The sequence below is a fragment of the Salinicola sp. JS01 genome (assembly GCF_030284585.1).
Classification (GTDB): Bacteria; Pseudomonadota; Gammaproteobacteria; order Pseudomonadales; family Halomonadaceae; genus Salinicola.
Map to the genome: position 1 here is coordinate 2,188,555 of NZ_CP127244.1, position 20,313 is coordinate 2,208,867.

35 protein-coding genes and 1 other RNA gene are annotated in these 20,313 nt (G+C 64.9%); all 36 read left to right on the plus strand.

All coding sequences use genetic code 11. The annotated features are described in order from the left end of the window. The 36 genes from QO259_RS09920 to QO259_RS10095 all read left to right on the plus strand — a co-directional run bounded on the left by QO259_RS09920 (position 1) and on the right by QO259_RS10095 (position 20,258). Positions 1 to 255, plus strand: coding sequence for a hypothetical protein (locus tag QO259_RS09920; RefSeq protein WP_285952679.1), 255 nt, complete (start codon positions 1 to 3; stop codon positions 253 to 255). Beyond that, entirely contained in the window at positions 252 to 887 is a 636-nt protein-coding gene (locus QO259_RS09925) for a DUF3164 family protein (protein WP_285952680.1), read from the plus strand. Before QO259_RS09920 ends, QO259_RS09925 begins: the two co-directional genes overlap by 4 nt. A 1-nt stretch (position 888) precedes the next feature. After that, complete coding sequence (locus tag QO259_RS09930; RefSeq protein WP_285952681.1) at positions 889 to 1,125, plus strand: hypothetical protein; 237 nt, start codon at positions 889 to 891, stop codon at positions 1,123 to 1,125. Between the two features lies 1 nt (position 1,126). Further along, positions 1,127 to 1,447 (plus strand): host nuclease inhibitor protein, encoded by a 321-nt coding sequence (locus tag QO259_RS09935; protein WP_285952682.1) that lies wholly within the window; start codon positions 1,127 to 1,129, stop codon positions 1,445 to 1,447. After that, the gene (locus QO259_RS09940) at positions 1,444 to 1,704 is read left to right on the plus strand and encodes a hypothetical protein (RefSeq protein WP_285952683.1); all 261 of its coding nucleotides are present in this window, start codon (positions 1,444 to 1,446) and stop codon (positions 1,702 to 1,704) included. The genes QO259_RS09935 and QO259_RS09940 overlap by 4 nt, the downstream gene beginning before the upstream one ends. Beyond that, positions 1,703 to 1,767, plus strand: an RNA gene (locus QO259_RS09945) — hammerhead ribozyme type II. Before QO259_RS09940 ends, QO259_RS09945 begins: the two co-directional genes overlap by 2 nt. Then, positions 1,754 to 2,221, plus strand: a complete 468-nt coding sequence (locus QO259_RS09950; RefSeq protein WP_285952684.1) for a hypothetical protein — start codon at positions 1,754 to 1,756, stop codon at positions 2,219 to 2,221. The genes QO259_RS09945 and QO259_RS09950 overlap by 14 nt, the downstream gene beginning before the upstream one ends. Beyond that, a complete protein-coding gene (locus tag QO259_RS09955) occupies positions 2,218 to 2,622 on the plus strand; it encodes a gp16 family protein (RefSeq protein ID WP_285952685.1) in 405 nt (134 codons plus the stop codon). Before QO259_RS09950 ends, QO259_RS09955 begins: the two co-directional genes overlap by 4 nt. Continuing rightward, positions 2,619 to 3,068, plus strand: a complete 450-nt coding sequence (locus QO259_RS09960; protein WP_285952686.1) for an HI_1489 N-terminal domain-containing protein — start codon at positions 2,619 to 2,621, stop codon at positions 3,066 to 3,068. Before QO259_RS09955 ends, QO259_RS09960 begins: the two co-directional genes overlap by 4 nt. Beyond that, positions 3,065 to 3,448 (plus strand): hypothetical protein, encoded by a 384-nt coding sequence (locus QO259_RS09965; protein WP_285952687.1) that lies wholly within the window; start codon positions 3,065 to 3,067, stop codon positions 3,446 to 3,448. The genes QO259_RS09960 and QO259_RS09965 overlap by 4 nt, the downstream gene beginning before the upstream one ends. Beyond that, positions 3,438 to 3,845 carry a Mor transcription activator family protein gene (locus QO259_RS09970; RefSeq protein WP_285952688.1) on the plus strand — a complete coding sequence of 136 codons (408 nt, stop codon included), beginning with the start codon at positions 3,438 to 3,440 and terminating at the stop codon, positions 3,843 to 3,845. Before QO259_RS09965 ends, QO259_RS09970 begins: the two co-directional genes overlap by 11 nt. A gap of 24 nt (positions 3,846 to 3,869) precedes the next feature. Beyond that, positions 3,870 to 4,217, plus strand: coding sequence for a hypothetical protein (locus tag QO259_RS09975; protein WP_285952689.1), 348 nt, complete (start codon positions 3,870 to 3,872; stop codon positions 4,215 to 4,217). A gap of 62 nt (positions 4,218 to 4,279) precedes the next feature. Next, complete coding sequence (locus tag QO259_RS09980; RefSeq protein ID WP_285952690.1) at positions 4,280 to 4,618, plus strand: hypothetical protein; 339 nt, start codon at positions 4,280 to 4,282, stop codon at positions 4,616 to 4,618. A gap of 205 nt (positions 4,619 to 4,823) precedes the next feature. Continuing rightward, the gene (locus tag QO259_RS09985) at positions 4,824 to 5,171 is read left to right on the plus strand and encodes a putative holin (protein WP_285952691.1); all 348 of its coding nucleotides are present in this window, start codon (positions 4,824 to 4,826) and stop codon (positions 5,169 to 5,171) included. Next, a complete protein-coding gene (locus QO259_RS09990; RefSeq protein WP_285952692.1) occupies positions 5,171 to 5,689 on the plus strand; it encodes a hypothetical protein in 519 nt (172 codons plus the stop codon). The genes QO259_RS09985 and QO259_RS09990 overlap by 1 nt, the downstream gene beginning before the upstream one ends. After that, complete coding sequence (locus tag QO259_RS09995) at positions 5,686 to 5,940, plus strand: transglycosylase SLT domain-containing protein (protein ID WP_285952693.1); 255 nt, start codon at positions 5,686 to 5,688, stop codon at positions 5,938 to 5,940. The genes QO259_RS09990 and QO259_RS09995 overlap by 4 nt, the downstream gene beginning before the upstream one ends. A 66-nt stretch (positions 5,941 to 6,006) precedes the next feature. Then, positions 6,007 to 6,303 carry a hypothetical protein gene (locus tag QO259_RS10000; RefSeq protein ID WP_285952694.1) on the plus strand — a complete coding sequence of 99 codons (297 nt, stop codon included), beginning with the start codon at positions 6,007 to 6,009 and terminating at the stop codon, positions 6,301 to 6,303. Beyond that, positions 6,288 to 6,689, plus strand: a complete 402-nt coding sequence (locus QO259_RS10005; RefSeq protein WP_285952695.1) for a hypothetical protein — start codon at positions 6,288 to 6,290, stop codon at positions 6,687 to 6,689. The genes QO259_RS10000 and QO259_RS10005 overlap by 16 nt, the downstream gene beginning before the upstream one ends. Further along, positions 6,686 to 6,982, plus strand: a complete 297-nt coding sequence (locus QO259_RS10010; protein ID WP_285952696.1) for a flagellar basal body L-ring protein FlgH — start codon at positions 6,686 to 6,688, stop codon at positions 6,980 to 6,982. Before QO259_RS10005 ends, QO259_RS10010 begins: the two co-directional genes overlap by 4 nt. A gap of 21 nt (positions 6,983 to 7,003) precedes the next feature. Further along, complete coding sequence (locus QO259_RS10015; RefSeq protein ID WP_285952697.1) at positions 7,004 to 7,348, plus strand: DUF2730 family protein; 345 nt, start codon at positions 7,004 to 7,006, stop codon at positions 7,346 to 7,348. After that, complete coding sequence (locus tag QO259_RS10020) at positions 7,345 to 7,644, plus strand: VpaChn25_0724 family phage protein (RefSeq protein ID WP_285952698.1); 300 nt, start codon at positions 7,345 to 7,347, stop codon at positions 7,642 to 7,644. Before QO259_RS10015 ends, QO259_RS10020 begins: the two co-directional genes overlap by 4 nt. Positions 7,645 to 7,648: 4 nt before the next feature. After that, positions 7,649 to 8,200, plus strand: coding sequence for a DUF3486 family protein (locus tag QO259_RS10025; protein WP_285952699.1), 552 nt, complete (start codon positions 7,649 to 7,651; stop codon positions 8,198 to 8,200). After that, positions 8,197 to 9,690 (plus strand): terminase large subunit domain-containing protein, encoded by a 1,494-nt coding sequence (locus QO259_RS10030; protein ID WP_285952700.1) that lies wholly within the window; start codon positions 8,197 to 8,199, stop codon positions 9,688 to 9,690. Before QO259_RS10025 ends, QO259_RS10030 begins: the two co-directional genes overlap by 4 nt. Then, positions 9,687 to 11,324: a DUF935 domain-containing protein gene (locus QO259_RS10035; RefSeq protein ID WP_285952701.1), complete on the plus strand. Its 1,638-nt coding sequence runs from the start codon at positions 9,687 to 9,689 to the stop codon at positions 11,322 to 11,324. The genes QO259_RS10030 and QO259_RS10035 overlap by 4 nt, the downstream gene beginning before the upstream one ends. Continuing rightward, entirely contained in the window at positions 11,311 to 12,480 is a 1,170-nt protein-coding gene (locus tag QO259_RS10040; protein ID WP_285952702.1) for a phage head morphogenesis protein, read from the plus strand. Before QO259_RS10035 ends, QO259_RS10040 begins: the two co-directional genes overlap by 14 nt. A 160-nt stretch (positions 12,481 to 12,640) precedes the next feature. Then, on the plus strand, positions 12,641 to 13,084 hold the full coding sequence (locus tag QO259_RS10045; protein ID WP_285952703.1) for a phage virion morphogenesis protein: 444 nt from the start codon (positions 12,641 to 12,643) through the stop codon (positions 13,082 to 13,084). 448 nt (positions 13,085 to 13,532) lie between these two features. Continuing rightward, entirely contained in the window at positions 13,533 to 14,276 is a 744-nt protein-coding gene (locus tag QO259_RS10050) for a hypothetical protein (protein ID WP_285952704.1), read from the plus strand. Further along, positions 14,264 to 14,779 (plus strand): hypothetical protein, encoded by a 516-nt coding sequence (locus tag QO259_RS10055; protein WP_285952705.1) that lies wholly within the window; start codon positions 14,264 to 14,266, stop codon positions 14,777 to 14,779. The genes QO259_RS10050 and QO259_RS10055 overlap by 13 nt, the downstream gene beginning before the upstream one ends. An 88-nt stretch (positions 14,780 to 14,867) precedes the next feature. Beyond that, positions 14,868 to 16,043 (plus strand): phage protease, encoded by a 1,176-nt coding sequence (locus QO259_RS10060; RefSeq protein ID WP_285952706.1) that lies wholly within the window; start codon positions 14,868 to 14,870, stop codon positions 16,041 to 16,043. Between the two features lie 45 nt (positions 16,044 to 16,088). Then, positions 16,089 to 16,511 carry a hypothetical protein gene (locus tag QO259_RS10065; protein WP_285952707.1) on the plus strand — a complete coding sequence of 141 codons (423 nt, stop codon included), beginning with the start codon at positions 16,089 to 16,091 and terminating at the stop codon, positions 16,509 to 16,511. A 56-nt stretch (positions 16,512 to 16,567) separates the two neighbouring features. Then, positions 16,568 to 17,470, plus strand: coding sequence for a Mu-like prophage major head subunit gpT family protein (locus QO259_RS10070; RefSeq protein ID WP_285952708.1), 903 nt, complete (start codon positions 16,568 to 16,570; stop codon positions 17,468 to 17,470). Positions 17,471 to 17,504: 34 nt separating this feature from the next. Continuing rightward, entirely contained in the window at positions 17,505 to 18,071 is a 567-nt protein-coding gene (locus QO259_RS10075; protein ID WP_285952709.1) for an HI1506-related protein, read from the plus strand. Continuing rightward, positions 18,071 to 18,478 (plus strand): DUF1320 domain-containing protein, encoded by a 408-nt coding sequence (locus tag QO259_RS10080; protein ID WP_285952710.1) that lies wholly within the window; start codon positions 18,071 to 18,073, stop codon positions 18,476 to 18,478. Before QO259_RS10075 ends, QO259_RS10080 begins: the two co-directional genes overlap by 1 nt. 9 nt (positions 18,479 to 18,487) lie before the next feature. Continuing rightward, complete coding sequence (locus tag QO259_RS10085; RefSeq protein ID WP_285952711.1) at positions 18,488 to 18,922, plus strand: phage tail terminator protein; 435 nt, start codon at positions 18,488 to 18,490, stop codon at positions 18,920 to 18,922. After that, positions 18,919 to 19,884 carry a phage tail tube protein gene (locus tag QO259_RS10090; RefSeq protein WP_285952712.1) on the plus strand — a complete coding sequence of 322 codons (966 nt, stop codon included), beginning with the start codon at positions 18,919 to 18,921 and terminating at the stop codon, positions 19,882 to 19,884. Before QO259_RS10085 ends, QO259_RS10090 begins: the two co-directional genes overlap by 4 nt. Positions 19,885 to 19,934: 50 nt before the next feature. Next, positions 19,935 to 20,258 carry a hypothetical protein gene (locus QO259_RS10095; protein ID WP_285952713.1) on the plus strand — a complete coding sequence of 108 codons (324 nt, stop codon included), beginning with the start codon at positions 19,935 to 19,937 and terminating at the stop codon, positions 20,256 to 20,258. Positions 20,259 to 20,313 lie beyond the last annotated feature (55 nt).

Sequence of the window (20,313 nt, forward strand, 5' to 3'; positions counted from 1 at the left end):
ATGACCACACCCAACGCCATTCTGCGGCTGATCGACACCGACGAGATCGGCGGCGCCAGTGTCAGCGAGTTGCTGCACGACATGGGCGCCGAGCGCTCACCGACCGTCGCGGTGGCCATCACCCGCCGGCACCAGTTCGAGCCTTTCGCGGCGCTGGTCTGCCTGTATGGGGCGCATACCGCGCGCTACATGGCCGCCATTGAGGCGGTCAGCCAAGACATCAAACGCGAAGAGCAAATCGGGAGCCATCAATGACCACACCGCAACTGAAGCAAGAGCAGCAGATCCCCGCCGGGTTCCGTCAGGACGCCAAGGGCCGGCTGATCCCCGAATCCCAGATCAAACCGATCGACCAGATGCGCGACGAGCTGGTGCTGTCGCTGGTCGATCGCGCCAACCAGCTCCGGGACGAGCTGCGCGACTACAAGAGTGACGCCTTCAGCGAGATCGAGCAGTTCGTCGAGACCTCCGCCAGCGAGTACGACGTCCAGATCGGCGGCAAGAAAGGCAACGTCCAGCTCGTGTCATTCGATGGGCGCTACAAGGTGGTTCGCGCCATTCAGGAGTCGATCAGCTTCGACGAGCGACTGCAGGCCGCCAAGGGATTGATCGACGAGTGCCTGCGCGAGTGGACCAAAGACGCCCGGCCCGAGATCGCCACCATCGTGCAGGACGCCTTCCGCGTCGACCAGGCCGGTAACATCCGCACCGGGCAAGTGCTGGGCCTGCGTCGGCTCGATATCGACGACAAGCGCTGGCAGCGCGCCATGGACGCCATTAGTGACGCGGTCCAGGTCACCGGCTCCAAGAGCTACATCCGGCTTTATGAACGGGTCGGCAACAGCGACCAGTACCGCCCCATCAGCCTCGATATCGCGGGGGTATGAGATGAAATCCGCCACCGTCCGCGTCCGCGACGCCATCGGCGGCTATGCCGCCACGCTCCAAGGTCAGCGTGCCACCTGTGCCTGGAGCCACGAAGAGGCAGCTAGACGGGTCGCCCAGAAGGTCTACGGCGACACCGTAGACGTCGTGAATGACTACCTGCGCGATAGCGATGTCGCCGCCGGCGTCCGCTATCGCTACCACATCACGCACGCCACAGATCAATCGGAGGTGAACTGATATGCGTACTCGCTACCGCGCCTACTGCTACGCCAGCGGCCACATCGGCCTGGGAGTCGGGACACCCTCAGGCGCCATCGAGATCGCGTCCGGTCCGCCGAAGGTTTTGCGAACCGAGGTGGAGGTTGTCGCTCGGCTTGCTTACGACAACACCACTCTGCTGGTGTCTGGTGTTCCAGAAGCTCAATCAATGGAAGAGAAGATCGAAGCCTTGGTCAGGTTCGTCGAGTGGGCCGGGTCCAGAGTGATGGCGCACAACGTTTGGCGGACGGGCACGGACGTCCGGGCCGATTGTGAGGCGCTCGTGGAGATCAAAGCATGACCGAACACACCATCGTGGTGCGCTACCCAGAAGACGCAGACCCGAGCTATCCCGCCGGAATGAAGTTTCAGGATGGCAGCGTCGTGGCGATCGACTTCGACGGCAACCGGCTGGCGCTTTGCCAGGAACTCGAAGAGGCAACGCAGGAGCTACTGGACGCTCTCCACTCGGACCCGAGCCCCCCTTTGCTTTGCAAGAACGAAATCGAACAAGCCCGCGAGGTGCTTAGCAAGCTCCAGACCTCGCCATACCCATGAGCGAAACGCCCCCGCCGGGGCGTCTGCCGGGCGTGGTGGCCCGGCACTGATGAGCAGCCGACTGGTGAGGAATATGACTGAGCGACGACCCTATGCCCCTACAAATGCCGAGTGGAAAGGTCTCGTCGACGGCCTTTGCATGCACTGCGCCCGGTTCGGCGGCTGCGACGTGATCGACGGCATGATCGAAATGAAGGACGGCGGCGAGTGGCCGGCAGGTGGCTGGGTGACAGATCCCGGCGCGGCCGTCACTTGCCTGAGCTATCAGCCCAAGCCGGGTCAGACGCTCTCGCGTCAGCGCCTGCGCCAAGCGATGCGCCAGGCGGTACCGATGTGCGAAGGCTGCGCAGCGCGCAAAGGCTCCGATGCCTCTCGATCGCTGCACACCCAGAGAGATTTCGCCGAATCGGTCCGTGCTCGCGCCCAGTTCGACTGCCACGCCAAAGGCAACGAGGGGAAGCCATGCGGTGGCTGGTGCCAGGCCGTCAGACGTCAACTGATCGGGAGGTCGTCATGATCCATCGCGGCAAGCTCGCCCAGATCCATATCGCCAAGAGCCAATTGGGCCTCTCCGACGACGAGTACCGCGCACTGCTCGGCCGCGTTGCCGACGTCAGCAGTGCCAAACAGCTCACGAATCGCAACGTCGGTGCGGTGATCAATGAACTTCAGCGCCTGGGCTGGAAGCCCAAGCCGGCCAGCAAGGCAGGCCGAAAAGCGCCGAGGCCGCCGCGCAACCGAGCCACCGTGATGCGCAAGGTCGAAGCGCTGCTGGCAGACGCCGGCCGCCCCTGGGCCTACGCCGATGGCATGGCCAAGCATATGTTCGGCGCCGACCGTGTCGACTGGCTGGACGATGACCAGTTGATCCGCTTGATGCAGGGCCTAGTAATCGACGCCAACCGGAGAGGCCAATGAAAGAGATCCGCTGCCCCGCGTGCCACACGCACCTCACGCTCGAGCAGATCGCAGAGGACGAGGCGCTGCGCGAGCTGATGGGCGTGCTTGCCGATCTACCGCGCGAGGTCTCGCGGCCGCTGGTCGCCTACCTTGGCCTGTTCCGGGGCAAGAGCCGCAGCACCGCCTACGAGCGCCAGCTCCGGCTGGCCCGTGAGGCGCTAGCACTCGCCGCTGATACCAGCCTGGTTGGCGCGGCGCTCTCCGAGACCGTCGAAGCGATCCGCGCCAAGCGCGATAGCGGCGAGAACAAGCCGCTCACCAATCACAACTATTTGAAGCGCGTCCTTGAGAGCTTGGGTGCCCGCGCCGAGGCCAGTAGTGCGCTGCCGGCATCCACGGCGACGCGCCCGGCCAAAGGCGTCGCCCGCGCCCTCGCTGTGCTGGATGCCGGGAGGCAGCAATGAGCGGCCAGCCTGCACAGTGGTTCCGCGATGAGATCGCCCAGGGGCTCGCCCGGCTGGTGGTGCTGCGCCTACAGAACGCCCCCTGGGAGGACGATATCGCCTACACCCAGCAGGCGTGGGTCGACACGCTCTGGGCGCGGTCGATCGGCTGGGATGCGGACCTTGACACTCGACGACTGAGAACTGCGTTCCAGCGTCTAGCCGGGAGCATCAATCGCTGGCCCGCGCCACGGGCGCTGCTCGAGGCTATGCCGGAGCGCCCGCAGCAGTCACGTCTCGGGCGGCCCAAGCTCTCGCCCGAGCAGGCGGCGAGGAACCGCCAGCGACTGCACCAGATGATTCAAGACACTGGCATTGGAGGGTCCATCAGTGAACGATAACCATGACATGTTCCCCGAGATCCCCGACGACGCCCTGGAGCACATGGCAGACCCAGAGATCATCTCCAAATGGCCGCAGAAGCTGACTGACCTGCTGCATGTGGTCGAGCAGCGCTTCCGTGATGCCGGTGCCGACGAGCAGCAGGCGCGCTATATCGCATTCCAGGTCGTGCGGGTACTTTCGACCCACCACGGCGGTCAGACCTTCTATCTGCCCCGCGGCAAGCGATTAGAAACGGCGTTGCGCGATCGGGAGATTTTCGAGACATTCAGCGGCACCCGTGGCAGCGTCTCCGAGTTGGCACGTCGCCACCAGCTCAGCGAGATGCACGTCTACGCGATCATCGCCGAGCAGCGCGACCTACACCGGCGCCGGTATCAGCCGGCACTGTTCTAAGAACGATACGCAGGGGAACGAACGATGAAGAGGACAATCGCGACGATGGTCGCTATAGCCGCCCTGGGCAGCGCGCTCGCTGGGTGCGACTCCGATCTTGAGAAGGAAGCCAAAAAAGCCGTAGCCAATCAGCTGCGCGACCCCGACTCCGCCAAGTTCAGGAATGTCGTGGGCGGCCAAGGAGTCAATCACTCGGACACCGTATGCGGAGAGGTAAACGGCAAGAATGGCTTTGGCGCCTATGTCGGATACAGGAAGTTCATTTACTACCCGGATGGAACCTTATCGATCAGCTCCGGCCAGCCAATCCAGTTCATGCTCGAATACATGGAAGAGTGCCCTAGCAAATTCTGGCCGGCCGTTCGCTCGTAGTTCTCCACCCATTGGGCCAATCCCAAAGGCGCTCGTATTGACACAGATAGAGGGGAAGAACGATGAAGAGGACGGTCGCGACGATGGTCGCCATCGCTGCCCTGGGCAGCGGGCTCGCAGGGTGCGGTGGTAAAGACCAAATCAGCATGGAAGAGTCGCTATCGATCGCGGCGCTCTCGCAGGACAGCGACACCTACAAGAACGAGTTCGCCCTGGCCATCCAGGAGCTGAGCGGCAAGGATGATTGCCAGGCTGAAGTCATGCGCGAAGGAGGCGGTTTCTCTCGCGTCACGGGGGATAGCTTCTACTTCATCTACTGCGGTAAGCCGATCAACGCCGCACATCGTTGGTACTACAACCCGCTCAACGGTCATCTGAGCCGAATCAAGGCCGAAATGTGATGCCCTTTACACCCGCCGCTTGCGAGCGATAATGCCGTGAGAGCGCCAGAGCGGACCGCCCGCCGGAGCGCCATCTAAAAGCCCCACGCCCACCACCGGTGGGCGTTTTTCGTAAAACGCCTGAAACTCACCTCACCCCGCCCCGCCGGTACCGTCAGAACTCACGCACGCGCATCGATTCTGACAAGACCGACGGAGACGCCCCGTGTTCGACACGCTACTTACCAAACTCAAGGGCTCGCTACGGCTGTGGCCGTGCCTGCTGCTGGCCATCGTCACCACCACCGCGGTGGGGCTTGCCTACCCCCAGCAGGTGGGTCTGCTGGTGTGGTCGCTCACCAAGATCTTCTGGGCGCTCTATATCACATACTGGCTGGATCGCTGGGTGTTCCACTATGCCCGGCCGCACCGGCTGTTCGAGTCAAGCCAGAGCTACAACCAGCAGCGCATCTGGGGCGCCGAGCGGCATATGCGCGAGCAGGCGTCACTTGCCACGATCCGTCGCGCGATCTTGATGGCCGCAGTGGCCATCGCTGTCGGGCTGGGCGTGTGATGAGTTCGCGTCAACGCGAGATCCTCACGGCTATCCGCACCGAGTGCCAGGCCAGGCGCGGGCCGTGCCCGCCGGGGCTGGTCGCCGTGGCGCTCGACGTCGCGACCACCAGCGGGCGCGAACGCCTCGAGCGGCAGCTTGTAGAGCTAACCGAGCGTGGCTGGCTCGAAGCGGTGGAAGACACGTTCCGGGGCAATGGTTGGGTCGTGACGCCAGCCGGCCGCCAGGTGCTGGATACGCGGCCCGATGCGACGCCGCCGGCCGACTCCCCCAAACCGCCGCCGAGCCCGATGCCGGCGCCCATGCAGACCAGCCCGGCTTGCCGCGACGCCGAACTGCTGCGCGATAGCTACGCGCTGGCACTGGACTGTGCCGCGGCGCTGATCGACGGCCAGCGCGACCCGCACGCCTCGCAGGGCCTCGAACAGAGCCTCGAGCGGCTGGTGCTCTACCGGCGCATTGCCGCCCACTGCAAAGCGCTCCATCTCCGCCAGCAGCAGCGCGAGGCCGAAGCATGAAGCTCGCGCTGATCATCGCCGCGCTGGCGCTGCTCGCCGGCTGTCAGCCCGCCTGGGCCTGGCAGCCGCCCGCGGCCGCCGAGCGCTATCAGCGCGAGCTGACCCGCGTCGTCCAGCAGACCTGGGGGCTGGATGGCAACGTAGCCGTGCATGCGGCGCAGATCCAACAGGAGAGTGGATGGCGACCGGACGTCGATAGTCACGCCGGCGCCCAAGGCCTGGCGCAGTTCATGCCGAGCACCAGCGCCTGAATTGTCGAGATCTATCCCGACCTGGGCGAGGCGGCGCCGTACTCGCCCGGCTGGGCGATGCGCGCGATGGCGCGTTATGACCGCTGGATCTGGCAGCGCGTGGATGCTGCCGATGCCTGCCAGCGCTGGGCGATGACGCTCTCCGGCTACAACGGCGGCCTTGGCTGGGTCTGGCGCGACCAGAAGCTCGCCCGCGCGGCGGGTGATGACCCTGAGCGCTGGTGGGGGCATGTCGCCGAGCACACCCACCGCGCCGGCTGGGCGCGGCGAGAGAACCGCGACTATGTCGATCGCATCTTGCTGCGCTACACGCCGCAGTACGTCAGCGCTTGGGGTGGGAGGTCGCCGTGCTATCGCTTCTAAGCCGTCTCGGAGGGCTGCTGGCAGCGGTGCCGTTCAAAGCCTGGCTGGCTGCGGCCATCGTCGTGGCGCTGGCCGGCGGCGTCTGGTGGCACTTACACCAGGTCGACGGCCTACGCGATGACCTTGCCGATGCCAAACAGGCCGCAAAAGACGCCGAGCGGGATCGCGATGCATGGATGAACACCGCCTTTCAGCGCACCCGCGAACTCAACCTCGAGCGCCAGGAGCGCGCCGCCGGCGAGACCGCCACCCGCGCACTGAACGCGCAGCTAGACACGCTCGACCAGCGCTACCTGCCCCTGCGTGAGCGTATCGAACTAGCGCCCGACACGGACGACGCGCCGGTGGCCCCGGTGCTACGCCAGGCGATCGAGGATCTGCCATGAAGCGCGCTATCGCCCTAGCCGGTATCGCACTGCTGGTCGGCTGTGAGAGCACACCGGCCCTGCCGCCGCCGGTGATCGACAACCAGCCGCCGGTGGTGGTCTGCGCGATCCCCGCTGGGATGACCGAGCGTGAAGCAGAGCCGGCCAAGCCACTCGGCGATTATTCCCAACGCGATGTCGGCAACTACATCACCGCCCTGCACCAGTGGGGCTCACGAGGCTGGCTAAGACTGGCCCAAGTCGATCAACGGAGCCAGGAGTGCCAGGCGCGGGCGCTGGCTCCGAATCCATAACGCGCAGACGCAGAGGAACCGATGGGACCAATCAACTGGGATGCGGCCAAGGTGCTCTGGGATGTGATCCAGGGGCTGTCAGTGCTGGCGTTTACCGCCGGTCTCTGGTGGCTCAATCGCACCCGAGCCAGCGAAACGGCGATTCGCCGGATGGATGCCCGCATCGACGATGTGGAGCGCCATATGACCTCTCTCGAACACCAGGTCGAGTCACTGCCGAGCCGTGGTGACATCGAAAAGATGCGCGCCGAACAGGCCAAGACCAACCAACTGCTGGCGCAGATCCAGGCGACTCAGCAGGCGCAGGGGCAACTGGTCGACCGCATGCATACCTACATGATGAACGAGCGAGGCAACCGCACATGAGCTTCCAGGACTACGAGACCGAGAGCCGGCGGCTGGCGATCCTGCGCATTCTCGCGCGGCGTAACCAGTACACCACCAACGAATATTCGCTCAACGATGAGCTGGTGGGTGCCTACGCCCACCGCGTCAGCCGCGACCGCCTGCGCGCCGATCTCTCCTGGCTCGAGGAGCAAGGTCTCGTCATCACCCAGGCACCACGCGCGGGGTGGATCGTGACGCTGACCTCCCGTGGCCACGATGTCGCCAACGGCCTCGCCCGCGTGCCCGGCATCGCGCAGCCGTTGCCGGAGGCCTGAGCCCATGCCCCCGCGCTCCAAGGTCTATGAGTTACCGCCGGAGATCCGCGACGAACTGAACGAGAAGCTCGTCAGCTCTGGCTTTGCCGACTACTCCGGTCTCGCCGAGTGGCTTGAGGCCAACGGCTACAAGATCAGCCGATCCAGCGTCGCCCGCTACGGCGCCGACCTCCAGCAGGAGTTCGAGGAAGCGATGGGCGACGTGCGCAAGACGACGGAGCTCGCCCGCGCCTTGACGGCCGAGCAGGAGGATGAATCCGGCGCGCTGCTGGATGCCACCGCGCGGATCGTCCAGGACCAACTGCTGCGCATCTCGATCGCCATGCGCAAGGCTGAGGAAGATCCGGCCAAAGCCGCCAAGCAGCTCGGCAGCGTGACCAAGGCGCTGGCCGATATCGGCCGAGTCAGCTTGAGCCAGAAGAAATGGGCCAAGGAACTGCGATTGGAAGTGGCCCGCGAAGCCGCCGAGAAGGCCGAGTCGGCCGGGCGTGCCCAAGGGCTTTCCAGCGACGGCGTGGCCGCCTTGCGCGCGGCGATCCTGGAGGGCATGTCGTGAGCCATGCCCCCGAAAGCGTGCTGCTTCCCTATCAGCAGCGTTGGGTAAACGACACCTCGCCCGTGAAGGTCATCGAGAAGTCGCGCCGCATTGGCCTTTCCTACGGCGAGGCCGCAGACGACGTGCTCTATGCGGCGTCCGCCGCTGGCGCCAACGTCTACTACATCTCCTACAACAAGGAGATGACCCAGGGTTTCATTCAAGACTGCGCCGGATGGGCCAAGGCGTACCAGGCGGCGGCTGGCCAGATCGAAGAGTCGGTGATCGAGGCCGAAGACAAGCAGATTCTGAGCTACACCATCAAGTTCGACAGCGGCCACCAGATCCAGGCGTTCACCTCGAACCCGCGCAACCTGCGTAGTAAAGGTCGGCCCGGTGAGCGTCTGGTGATCGATGAAGCGGCATTCGTTGACGACATCGAGGAGCTGCTCAAAGCGGCGATGGCCATGACGATCTGGGGCGGCCAGATACGCATCATCAGCACCCACAATGGCGAAGAGAACCCGTTCAACGAGCTGATCAACGACATCCGCGCCGGGCGTTACGACTACAGCCTGCACCGGGTCGATCTGGACGACGCGCTGGCTGATGGGTTCTACAAGCGGATCTGCCGTGTCACCGGTCAGCCTTGGACGCGCGAGGGGGAAGCCCAGTGGCGGCAGCAGCTCATCAACCGCTACAGGCCCAACGAAGACGAAGAACTGTTCTGCATCCCCGCTCAGGGCGGCGGCAGCTATCTGACCCGCGTCATGATCGAGGCGTGCATGGCGCCTGCCCCGGTGCTGCGCTTCAACGGCACCCGCGAATTCAACGCCATGCCGGAGCCGCTGCGCACCGCCGAGATGGCGGACTGGATCACCGACAATCTCAAGCCCGTACTGGCCGCGCTAGACCCGCGCCGCCAGCACGCTCTGGGTCAGGACTTCGCGCGTAGCGGTGACCTCTCGGTCATCGCCCCCATGGAGATAGGCGAAACCCTACACCGCACCGTGCCGTTCCTGATGGAAATGCACAACGTACCGTTCAAGCAGCAAGAGCAGGTCTTGTTCGCCATCGGTAACGCGCTACCGCGCTTGTGTGGCGTGGCGATCGATAGCCGAGGCAACGGCGCCTACATGGGCGAGTCAGCCACAGATGAATGGGGCTCGATCGTGGACCAGGTAATGGCTACCGAGAACTGGTACCGCGAGCGCATGCCCCGCTACAAGGCTCGCTTCGAGGATGGCTCGATCACCATTCCCAAGGATGACGGCCTGATCGATGACCACCGCGCCTTCAAGCTGGTACGCGGCGTTGCCCGCCTGCCGGAAGGTAAAACCAGTGGCGAGCGCCACGGTGATGGCGCCATGGCCTGCGTGCTGGCCGACCACGCCGCCGAGCTGGACACCACCGTGATCGACTTTATCGCCGTCCCCAAGGCCGGCAGTTCGAACTGGGCCGATGACGACGACATCGGCGACTTACATGATGGTTTAGGGGGTGGCTGGTGAGCCTGACACAACGATTACGCGCCCTGTTTGGCACTGGCCGCGACGAGCAGTCCCGCGCCCTGGACGGCCAGCAGACCGACGAGGGCGAGCGCTCCACGGTCGGCAACCTCAAGCGCGAGTTCGCCGAGCACCCCTCGCGCGGGCTGACGCCGGCGAAGCTGCACCAGATCCTCGAAGGCGCCGAACAGGGCGACCTCAAAAGCCAATCCGAACTGTTCGACGACATGGAGGAGAAAGACCCGCAGATCGGCGCGGACCTGGGCAAGCGCCGCCAGCTCGCCGCCGAGCTGGAGTGGCAGATCGTCCCGCCGGATAACGCCAGCGCTGCCGAGAAGCGCGCCGCCGACCAGGCCGCAGAGGTGTTCGACGGGATCGAGGTCGAGGATCTCATCCTGGAGCTGGGTACCGGCATCGGCCACGGCTGGGCCAACCTCGAGCTGACCTGGTCTAGAGACGGCAGCCAGCGCTTTATCGAGCAGCCCGTGCTACGCCCGCACTCGTGGTTTCGGCTACATGGCGAGGATCAGAACCGCATCACGCTGCGCGACAGCTCCAACAACGGCGCCGACCTCTGGGCGCTGGGCTGGGTGCAGCACCGCCACCGGGCCAAGCCAGGCTATGTGGCGCGGATGGGCCTCGGTCGGATGCTGGTCTGGCCCTATCTGTTCCAGAACTACGCCCTCGGCGATCTCGCCCAACTGCTCGAGATCTACGGGCTGCCGGCGCGGGTCGGCAAGTACCCCAAGAATGCGACCCAGCAGGAGAAAGCGACGCTCTTGCGGGCCGTGGTCTCGATGGGCAAGGACGCCGCCGGCATCATCCCCGAAGGGATGGCCATCGAGTTCATGGAAGCTGCCGGCGGCCGCGCCGATATGTTCGAGTCGATGATTCACTGGTGCGAGCGCGCCAAGGCCAAGGCGATCCTGGGCGGCACCCTGACTTCCGGCACAGGCGAGGGCACCAACACCAACGCCCTGGGCAACGTCCATGAGCGGGGCCAGGCATCGCTGATACGCTCCGACATCCGCCAGTACGCCGGCACCATCCAGCGCGACATCCTGTGGCCGCTGGCGGCGCTCAACTTCAACATCGACAGTCGCCGCCGCGCGCCGCGCTTCATACTCGATATGGGCGAGACCGAGGACTATCAGACGCTCGCCAGCACGCTACCGACGCTGGTCGATATGGGAGCACGGATTCCGCGCTGGTGGCTGCACGAGAAGACCGGCATCCCCGAGGCGACCGAGCAAGACGAGATCCTGACGCCCCGCGCCCAACCCCAGCCATTCAGTCAGGCTGTGCTACGGTCAACCGGACGGCCACCGGGCCTGGCCGCCCTGCGTGAAGCACCAGCGGCACCGACACCCGCCCAGCCCGAGCACTACCGCGAGCCGGCAGCCGCCGTGCTCGAGCGCGACGCGCAGCCAGTGGTGGACGGCTGGGTGGATCAGCTCCAGGCCATCGTCGATCGGGCCGAGTCTTTCGAGCAGCTCCAGGCGGACATCCTGAAGGCGTTTAGCGACCTGGACGAGAACCAGCTTGCCGAGGTGATGGGCCAGGCGTTCCTGGCCGCCAACCTCGCCGGACGTTCGACCGTCAGCGATGAAGCCGGAGCAGCCGATGCCGACGCTTAGCGCCATGTTCCGGCGGCCGTTCGCCGAGCAGGTCGCCTACTTCCGCCAGAAGCAGAGCCTGCCCAGCGAGCGCTGGGACGATCTTTGGCGCGATGAGCATGACAAGGCCTTCGTCGTCGCCGGTGCCACTAAGGCGGATCTGCTCGCCGACCTGCGCGCCGCCGTCGACGACGCCATCGCCAACGGCCAGAGCCTGGGCGAGTTCCGAAAGCAGTTCCGTGAGATCGTCGCCAAACGCGGCTGGACAGGCTGGACCGGCGAAGGCTCCAAGGCCGGCACCGCGTGGCGAACCCGCGTCATCTACAAGACCAATATGGACACGTCCTACATGGCCGGTCGCTGGCAGCAGATGACCGACCCCGATGTGGTCCGCGCGCGGCCGTATTGGCGCTACGTTCACAACACCGTCGAGAACCCGCGCATCCAGCACCAGCGCTGGGACGGCCTGGTGCTACCCGCCGGCGACCCTTGGTTCCACACTCACTGGCCGCCCAATGGCTGGGGCTGCAACTGCGGCGTCGAGACCATGAGCCGGCGCCAGCTCGAGCGCAGCGGCCGCACCGGGCCGGACACCGCGCCCAGCGATGGCATGACCCAGCACGTCAACGACCGCACCGGTGAGCTGACCGAAGTGCCAAAGGGCGTGCAACCGGGCTGGGACTACGCCCCCGGCAAAGGCGCGGCAGAGACAGCCGTCGCGGCTCGGCTCAGTCGACTGGATACGGTCGAGGCCAACGTGGCCAGGCTCAACGTCCAAGACCTGGTGGCCAGCGACCTGTTCGGCCGTTTCTTCGCCGGCGAGATCCAGGGCGAGTTCCCCATCGCGGTGGTCCCCCCGGTCGAGCGCGAGATCCTCGGCGCGGAGTCACCCACGGTGCTGCTCTCGCAAGCGAGCCTGGCGGCACATATCGAGAAGCACCCGGAGATCGGCCTGACCGACTACCGGCGCGTGCAGACACTGCTGGACCAGGGCGAGGTCTACCGCCGTGCGGGCGAGGATGGCCGGCTGATCTATCTGACGGTGGACGGCGTGACGTATCGCGCCGCGCTCAAGCGAACGCAGGACGGCAAGCGCAACTACTTCCTGACGCTGTTCAAGGTCAAGGAGTCGGCGGCGGAGCGCAACGTGAGAAACAAGATGGAACGGCTGAGATAGGACTGCTGGTAGGAAGAGAGCGAGGCTGGTTCGTCATCCCCAGATACCTCATCAGCGCGATGCGCTGGGTACGCCAGACGAATGTTGGCCTCTCGCACTCGTAGACTCAGTTTGCGCCGCTGACGGCGCACGATCAAGACCAGCGCCCAGGAGACAGAGCATGTCCATTGCCCTCGACGACGACCAGGTATTGCAGGCGCTCAACGCCATGCAGCAGCGCGCGATGCGGCTCGCACCGGCCTTCAAGGCGATCGGCGAGGCGATGGTCGCGTCGACGCACGAGCGCTTCCAGGACAAGGAAGCCCCGGACGGCACACCCTGGGCACCGCTCTCCGAGACCACCGTCGAGCGCAAGGGGCACTCGCGCATTCTCGAAGGAGAGAGCCACCAGCTCGCTCGCCAGATCAGCTACGCGGCCAGCGACGACGCCCTGGAATGGGGTAGCTCAATGATCTATGCAGCCATGCAGCACTACGGCGGCGACAAGGCCGAGTTCCCGCATCTCTGGGGCGACATCCCCGGCCGACCGTTCCTGGGGGTCTCCGATGAGGACCGCGAGGAGATCCTCGACGTGCTCTCCGGCTACCTGCGGAGGGATTTTTGACCGGCCGCCTGTGAGGCGCTGTGAAGCGTTCCGTAGCGCTGGGCGCTACGCTGGCCCGCCGAAAGGTGTCTAAGGGCGTTAGACGGGGGTTAGATGCGCCGCTGAGAGGGTGTTCGATGTAGGATGTAGGAGATCTGCCATAGACATTTCCGTGCATTAGAAGATACAAAAACACACCACACATCGCACGCAGGAACATCTCATGGCCCGTCGACCGACTAGCAAAAGACTTCATTATGTCCGCGCCGTTTATACTCGCAATAACCGACCCCAAGAGAATTTTGCCAGCCTCGTAAGGCGAGCGCTGCAACAGCTTCCAAGGGTCGCAGACACGAAAGTGGCAATTCGAACGATGGGCGTGGTCGGAGTCAGGCAGCGGCATGCGGCGTGGGAGAATGCAGCAGAGCCTCTCAGGATTGCGATCGGTGCAGGCGCCCCGGGTGAATCTATGGGCACATTCGGCGCAGATGTTGCCACAGCCCATGACGTCGACGCTCCAGAGGCACCACCAGCAGATCGGGCTTTCAAACTAGCTGACGCCTTTGTACTGATCGACGAAGACGAGCTGATCATCTGCACAGACGGAGCGATGCGTGGCTATAGCATGGTGGCAAGATATCTACGGGACCTCTTCAGCCAAGCGAATTTACCTCCTAACACCCAGACCTTTGACTTCGAGCCGGCGTCAAACCAAGAGAAGCGCAGGACGCTCGAGCAGGAGGGCGTGCGAGAGATGAAACTCAAGGGCACGCTCTACGCAGCAACTCGTGAACTAGACGGCGAAGAACTTCAAGGACTCACTGGTGCATGGCGCCGATTCCGACGTGGAGTCCAGGGGCTGTTCGCAGAAGAGACTGAAGATGATCAGCAAAGGGCTGTGCTTGCTGGACACTGGGGCGAATTCAACATCACCACCACGATCGCTCCAGCAGGAGGTAGCCGGGCAGAACCCATTGTTCTGACGACCCTAGACGATGCTGCGATGGACGTGATCGACGAAATGCCCGACGATTCGGAGGTCGTGATCAAAACCCGTCAGGGTAACGAAATTCGATCAGGTGACGTGATCCTGACAAAGCAGGTGCGGTTAGGCCGCAAGGAAGGCCAGAACGATCTCGACCATATCGAGGTCTGGGCCGAGCTCCAAACCTTCAGGCAAGAGCTACGCCAGAGAGGCGCATGGCAGAGATAAGCGAAACGACACCCAAAACCAGTCGCAAGAAAGTGCTTTATGTTGCCGCGAGCGTCGCGCTGGCAGCATTAGCCTCTTGGGCACTGCAGCCCTGGTTCCACAAGAGCGAGGATGCTGTGACCGTATTGGTCACGGTGTTCTCGATTCTTGCTGGTTTTCTAGCCGCCGTGATGGCAATCGTCGCCAACGATCGAGTCTTGAGAGGGCGCAACTGGAAACAGGATACCTATTACCTCCGGCTGATAAAAAATGAGCTGCTCAAGTACTCTGTAATCTTTCATATCTATTTGATTACATTGGTTTTATCTTTTGTCGTTAGCTTGGATGACCACTGGCCAACCTGGTCTCAATTCTGGCTAGAAAGAGGACTTCTATTTAGCACGACTCTTGGAGTGCTGTATTCGTTTCAGTTACCTGCACTGATAAGTCGCAAACATATTGACGCGATGGAACATCAGATTCGCCAGCGTAGAGCAAAGGAAACCGGCGAGAGTCAAGACTGACTCAAAATCGCGCTTAGCCTTTTGGTTTTCGAAAACTCGTAAAACGCCTTAAATTGGTTCCCCCCGCCATGGCTGCGATTCTGCAGCCATGGATACGACACCCGCACCACGCCACCCTGTCGCCGCTTGCTCGGCACCGATCGCCAACCCCGTGGCGGTCTGCTCGCTGCGCGTCTCCGCCAGCGATGATCTGACCCGGCTGATTCCCGCCGGCACCTTCACAGCGCCGCGTGGATCGCTCGAGGGCAGCGGGCCGTGGCATCTGGACGAAGCGCATGCCCGTTCGATCATCGAGCGCGCGGCGGCTCGCTCCACCGATATCGTCATCGACTACGAACACCAGACGCTGCTCGCGGAGCGTAACGGCAAGCCGGCACCCGCCGCCGGCTGGGTCTACCCGCGTTCGCTGGAATGGCGCAGCGATGGCCTCTACGGGCGCGTGAAGTGGACCGCTGCCGCCAGTAAGGCGATCTCGCCAGGACCGGCTGGTGAACCGCCCGAATACCTCTATCTCTCCCCCGTTTTCCCTTACGACGCGCAGTCGGGCGATGTGCTCGACCTGCTGCACGTCGCCCTGACCAACACGCCGGCGATCGACACCGGCGCTATCACCGAACTGGCCGCCGCCCGGATGGGGCGCGGCTCTCTACAGGGCTCCGAAGACAGCCCTAATGACGCCCCAACCCAGGAGGTCACCATCGTGGACCGCGAAAAGCTGATTGCCGCACTCGGACTGGCGAAGGATGCCACCGACGAACAGATCGACCAGAAACTCGCCGCACTGAAGGCCGGCTCGGAAGACGCAACGGCCCTGCGCCAGGCGCTGGGTGCCAAGGACGACGCGAAACCCGCGGAGGTCGTGGCCGCGCTGAAAGCCGGCGTGACGCCGGCACAGCCGGATATGACTCAGTACGTGCCGAAGGCCGTGTTCGACGAGCAGCAGCAAACCATCGCCGCGCTGCGAACCGGCAGCAATGACGCCGAGCTGAAGGCGCTGATCGAAGAAGGCGTCAAAGACGGCCGCATCCCCGGCCAGGCAACGGCGGATTGGCTCAAGGGCCAGGGGCTCGCGGCGTGCAAAGCGTACCTCGACGGCGCCCCGCCGATCGCCGCACTGCGCGGCAGCTCGCAGACTCAGGGCAAGCCGCCCGGCGATGACAAGCCGAACGCGCCTTCCGAGATCGAGCTGGCCATCTGCCGCAACGCGGGCATCACGGTCGAGGAATACCGCAAGGCCAACCCGGCGCCGGCGTCCACTAAGTAACAACCGCCCGGCTCTCGCTGAATTCGTTACCGAGGATCACCCACGATGAACCGCAATACTCCATCCCGCGCCGGCCTGCGCCGCGCCCATCTCGTGCTCGCCGGCGCCGTCTGCTACGCCGGCACGCTGGCCATGATCGATACCGATGGCTATGTGCAGCCCGCCCGCGAGGCCACTGGCCTGACCGCTGTCGGCGTGTTCGACAAGCAGATCGACAACTCGGGCGGCCTCTCCGGCGACGCCCATGCCGAGGTCAATCGTGGCTATTTCAAGCTGGCCGGCGCTACCGGTGCGGATGAGATCGCCGCCGGTGATATCGGCAAGCCCTGCTACGCCGTCGACGCCCAGACCGTGGCGCTGACCGATGGCAGCGGCACGCGCTCGGTCGCCGGGATCATCGACGGCGTCGATGGCGATGGCGGCGTGTGGGTCTACGTCGACCCGACCAGCGGCGTGGCGCTGGGCTAAGCCCCAAGCCGAGCCCCGCACACCACACCGATCATCAATCTCGAGGACGACCGACGATGGATCTCACATCCGCCAATCTCCAGGTGCTGTTCCGCGCCTACAACGCAAACTTCCAGCAGGGCTTCAACTCACTCGGCGACAACGGCTCGCAGTACGAGCAGTTCTGCACCGTGGTGCCCTCGACGACCGCCGTCGAGGTCTACCCCTGGCTCAAGACGCTGCCGCGCATGCGCGAATGGCTCGGCGACCGCGTCATCCACGGCCTGGAAGGTGCGCAGTTCGCGATCCGCAACCGCAAGTTCGAACTGACCGCCGGCGTGCCCCGCGATGCGATCGAGGACGACACCTACGGCCTCTACGGCCCCACGTTCCAGGAGTTCGGCCGTTCCAGCCGCGAGCACCCCAACGAGCTTGCCGTCGAGGTCTTGGACAAGAACCCGATCTGCTACGACGGCCAGCAACTGTTCGATGCCGACCACCCGGTGCTCGATGCCCAGGGCAAGGAGACCTCGGTGTCCAACGATCTCGGTGGCAGCGGCCCGGCCTGGTATGTGGCCGATCTCTCCCGCGCGATCAAGCCGATGATCTTCCAACGCCGTCGGGACTACTCGTTCCGCGCCCTGACCGATCTCAATAGCGATCGCGTCTTCATGACCGACGACTTCATGTTCGGCACGGATGCGCGCGTCAACGCCGGCCCCGGCTTGTGGCAACTGATCGTGCGCTGCCAGGAAGCGTTCACGCCGGAGACCTACGAAGCCGCGCGCAAGCGTCTGCAGGAACTCAAGGGCGATCACGGCCGACCGCTGGCGCTGCGTCATACCCACACCATGGTGCCGAGCAACATGGAAGGCGCTGCGCGGCGGGTGCTCAACAACGGCCAAGCGGCCAATGGTGCCACCAACGAGTGGGCCAACACCTCGCAACTGATCATGAACCCCTGGCTGCCGAACGCGTAAGCGCCGGGCTCCATTCATCTGAGAGGAACGCGACATGGCCACCACCAACCGTAAGCGCTCGACCAGTGCCAAATCCGACGCGAAGACCACCGAGACCCAGGCCGAACAATCTGCCGTCGAGGTATCTTCGGCAACGCCGGAAACCGGGGAATCGTCGGCAACACCGGCAGCGGCGGTCATCTCCGCCGCCGAGCCGGGGGATACGCCGGACAGCGGCCCGATCGAGACCGTGACGGGTGACGCAACCTCGCAGGACGGGGAACAGGCCGGGGAAACGGTCACCGGCGACGGCTCGGGCGAGGCGCTGCCGGCGGTCGACCCCGAAGCTGGCGTGCGCACCGCCCAGGGGACGAGCGGTGACGAGCTGAAGAGCAGCGCGAGCGATGAGCAGGCCGAGATCCCCGCGCTGTTCATCCGCACGCGCAAGCCGGTGATGCGGCGCCGCCGCTGCGGCCACGTGTTCACGCCCGAGGGTCACGGCATCGCACTCGCCACGCTGAGCGCCGACCAGATCCACGCGCTCGAGAGCGACACGACGCTGATCGTCGAAGCGTGCACGTTCCCGGACCAGTCGGCTGATAACGGCGAGGACGCTCAGTAATGGCCTACGTCGATCAGGCCGCACTGGTCTCGCGCTTCGGTGAGGACGAGCTGCGCGCCCTGGCGCCGGACGGCAACGGCGGCATCGACGCCGGCACCGTGCAGCGCGCCTGCGATGACGCCGCCGGCGAGATCGACGGCCGCCTCGCCGCCGCTGGCATCGAGACGCCGATGGCGCCGGTGCCGGGAGCAATCAGCGCGATCGCCGCCGACATCGCCCGCTACCGGCTCTACGACGACCAGGTCAGCGACGCGGTGAAGGGGCGCTACGACGACGCCATGCGCTTTCTGCTGGGCGTCTCACGGGGCGACATCAAGCTCGGTCGCGCTGCCGCTGAGGCGCCCAGCTCCGCCGGCGACGTTCAGTTCAACGACAGCCGCCGGGTGTTCACCGGCGGCGGTTTCTAGGGCGCGGCGATGCTGACCCTGGAACCGTGGCTGGAGCGGCTGAACGGTGCCGCGCTAGGCGTGCAGGCGAGCCTGGCGGCGGACATCAAGGCCGCCCAGCAGGTCCGGGCCAACCCGAGCCTCACGCTGATCAGCGGGCGTGAGCGGGTCACGCACCAGGAGCGCCACCCGCATACCCGGCACAAGGTAACCACCGAGGTGATGGTCGTCACCGGCGTCGCGCGCTTCGGTAGCGCGCGCTTTGGCACCGCAAAAGACCAGTTGGCCGCACTTCGCCAGCCGGTGCTCTCGCAGCTCATCTACTGGCAGCCGCCCGGCGCGGAGCTGCCGATTCGCTGGAACGGCGGGCAGCTGCTCGCCATGACCGACAGCGCCCTGTTCTGGGTCGATGTCGTCTCGACTGACTACTGGTGGACCGATCAACCGCAGGAGACAACCCCGTGAGCAATCAACGAACCAATCGCCGCGTGCTGCGCTTCGGCATCGAGCAGAGCTACAACGCGGACACCGTGCCGGACATGGCGGCGATCCTGCCGACCTCCATCGACGTCACGCCGCTGGCCGGTAACGACATCGACCGCAGCTATATCCGGCCCTACTACGGCAATGCGCCGCAAGCGCCGGGCGAGAAGCACGTCCAGGTGCAGGTGGGCGTCGAGCTGACCACCTCCGGCACGCCCGGCACACCGCCGCCCTGGGGGACGCTGCTGCAGGTGTGCGGGTTCGCCGAAACGGTGGAAGCCGCCGTCGAGGCAGACCCGGACAACGGCGTCGAGGCGCGCTCGGCGCGCGTGGTCTATACCCCGATTTCAGACCAGGAGGAGTCCGGGCGGCTCTATTGCCACGTCGACAAGACGCTGCACGAAGGCCGCGGCGCGCGGGGCACGGTACAGATCGCGCTCAACGCGGAGAGCATCCCGACGCTCTCGATGACGATGATGGCGCTGCTGCGCCCGATCGTCGATGCCGCGCTGCCGACGGTCGATCTCTCGCCGTGGCGCCCGGCGCCGGCGGTGAACACCCAGAACACCGGCCCGCTGACGGTGTTCGGTCTGGCGACGCCGTTCAACCAATTCAGTCTCGATATGGCGGTGCAGACCCGTCACCGCACCGTGGTCGACGCCAACGATATTGCTATCACTGGGCGCCAGCCTTCCGGCTCGATGCAGATCGACGACCCCGGCGTGGCCACCGTCAACTACTTCCAGCGCGCCCAGGGCGTGGAGGCGGGTGAGATCCGCATCGTCCACGGCACCGAGCCGGGCTCGATCGTCGAGATCGTCATGCCGCGCTGCACCATCCAGTCGCCGAGCTACGCCGACGACGAAGGCGTACAGATGCTGACCATCCCCTACACGCCGGAGCCGCTCACCGGCAACGACGAGATCCAGATCATCTGCCGCTGACCCGACGACGTTCATAGGCCGTTACGCCGCCCTTAATCAGGAGTTATACCGTGTTCAAACTCAACACCCAGCGCACCTACCGCCAACCCGTCAACCTGACCGTCTACGACGAGCGCGGCAAGGAGCAGACCGGCTCGTTCACCGCTGCGTTCAAGGTGATGCCCCACGACCAGCTGCTCGAGCAGCCGGACGGCGTGACGCTGCTCGACGCCGTGCTTGTCGACGTCAGCGACATCGAGATCGGTGGCGAAGATGGCCAGCCGCTCGCCGGTGACATGCTGCTCGACGCAGTGAAGAACGACCCGGCGCTCTCCACCGCGCTCGTCGGCGCCTACCACGAGTCGATCGCAAAAAAGAACCGGCCCAGAACCTGATTGATGCCGGCCGCTTCTGGGCCGGTGGTGGCCGGGCTTCTCGCTCGGAAGCCGA

Excerpts from the sequence above, each read along its gene's own strand:
- QO259_RS09920 (WP_285952679.1), top strand. The coding sequence starts at position 1 with ATGACCACACCCAACGCCATTCTGCGGCTGATCGACACCGACGAGATC.
- QO259_RS09925 (WP_285952680.1), top strand. The coding sequence starts at position 252 with ATGACCACACCGCAACTGAAGCAAGAGCAGCAGATCCCCGCCGGGTTC.
- QO259_RS09930 (WP_285952681.1), top strand. The coding sequence starts at position 889 with ATGAAATCCGCCACCGTCCGCGTCCGCGACGCCATCGGCGGCTATGCC.
- QO259_RS09935 (WP_285952682.1), top strand. The coding sequence starts at position 1,127 with ATGCGTACTCGCTACCGCGCCTACTGCTACGCCAGCGGCCACATCGGC.
- QO259_RS09940 (WP_285952683.1), top strand. The coding sequence starts at position 1,444 with ATGACCGAACACACCATCGTGGTGCGCTACCCAGAAGACGCAGACCCG.
- QO259_RS09950 (WP_285952684.1), top strand. The coding sequence starts at position 1,754 with ATGAGCAGCCGACTGGTGAGGAATATGACTGAGCGACGACCCTATGCC.
- QO259_RS09955 (WP_285952685.1), top strand. The coding sequence starts at position 2,218 with ATGATCCATCGCGGCAAGCTCGCCCAGATCCATATCGCCAAGAGCCAA.
- QO259_RS09960 (WP_285952686.1), top strand. The coding sequence starts at position 2,619 with ATGAAAGAGATCCGCTGCCCCGCGTGCCACACGCACCTCACGCTCGAG.
- QO259_RS09965 (WP_285952687.1), top strand. The coding sequence starts at position 3,065 with ATGAGCGGCCAGCCTGCACAGTGGTTCCGCGATGAGATCGCCCAGGGG.
- QO259_RS09975 (WP_285952689.1), top strand. The coding sequence starts at position 3,870 with ATGAAGAGGACAATCGCGACGATGGTCGCTATAGCCGCCCTGGGCAGC.
- QO259_RS09980 (WP_285952690.1), top strand. The coding sequence starts at position 4,280 with ATGAAGAGGACGGTCGCGACGATGGTCGCCATCGCTGCCCTGGGCAGC.
- QO259_RS09990 (WP_285952692.1), top strand. The coding sequence starts at position 5,171 with ATGAGTTCGCGTCAACGCGAGATCCTCACGGCTATCCGCACCGAGTGC.
- QO259_RS09995 (WP_285952693.1), top strand. The coding sequence starts at position 5,686 with ATGAAGCTCGCGCTGATCATCGCCGCGCTGGCGCTGCTCGCCGGCTGT.
- QO259_RS10000 (WP_285952694.1), top strand. The coding sequence starts at position 6,007 with ATGGCGCGTTATGACCGCTGGATCTGGCAGCGCGTGGATGCTGCCGAT.
- QO259_RS10010 (WP_285952696.1), top strand. The coding sequence starts at position 6,686 with ATGAAGCGCGCTATCGCCCTAGCCGGTATCGCACTGCTGGTCGGCTGT.
- QO259_RS10015 (WP_285952697.1), top strand. The coding sequence starts at position 7,004 with ATGGGACCAATCAACTGGGATGCGGCCAAGGTGCTCTGGGATGTGATC.
- QO259_RS10020 (WP_285952698.1), top strand. The coding sequence starts at position 7,345 with ATGAGCTTCCAGGACTACGAGACCGAGAGCCGGCGGCTGGCGATCCTG.
- QO259_RS10025 (WP_285952699.1), top strand. The coding sequence starts at position 7,649 with ATGCCCCCGCGCTCCAAGGTCTATGAGTTACCGCCGGAGATCCGCGAC.
- QO259_RS10040 (WP_285952702.1), top strand. The coding sequence starts at position 11,311 with ATGCCGACGCTTAGCGCCATGTTCCGGCGGCCGTTCGCCGAGCAGGTC.
- QO259_RS10045 (WP_285952703.1), top strand. The coding sequence starts at position 12,641 with ATGTCCATTGCCCTCGACGACGACCAGGTATTGCAGGCGCTCAACGCC.
- QO259_RS10050 (WP_285952704.1), top strand. The coding sequence starts at position 13,533 with ATGGGCACATTCGGCGCAGATGTTGCCACAGCCCATGACGTCGACGCT.
- QO259_RS10055 (WP_285952705.1), top strand. The coding sequence starts at position 14,264 with ATGGCAGAGATAAGCGAAACGACACCCAAAACCAGTCGCAAGAAAGTG.
- QO259_RS10060 (WP_285952706.1), top strand. The coding sequence starts at position 14,868 with ATGGATACGACACCCGCACCACGCCACCCTGTCGCCGCTTGCTCGGCA.
- QO259_RS10065 (WP_285952707.1), top strand. The coding sequence starts at position 16,089 with ATGAACCGCAATACTCCATCCCGCGCCGGCCTGCGCCGCGCCCATCTC.
- QO259_RS10070 (WP_285952708.1), top strand. The coding sequence starts at position 16,568 with ATGGATCTCACATCCGCCAATCTCCAGGTGCTGTTCCGCGCCTACAAC.
- QO259_RS10075 (WP_285952709.1), top strand. The coding sequence starts at position 17,505 with ATGGCCACCACCAACCGTAAGCGCTCGACCAGTGCCAAATCCGACGCG.
- QO259_RS10080 (WP_285952710.1), top strand. The coding sequence starts at position 18,071 with ATGGCCTACGTCGATCAGGCCGCACTGGTCTCGCGCTTCGGTGAGGAC.
- QO259_RS10085 (WP_285952711.1), top strand. The coding sequence starts at position 18,488 with ATGCTGACCCTGGAACCGTGGCTGGAGCGGCTGAACGGTGCCGCGCTA.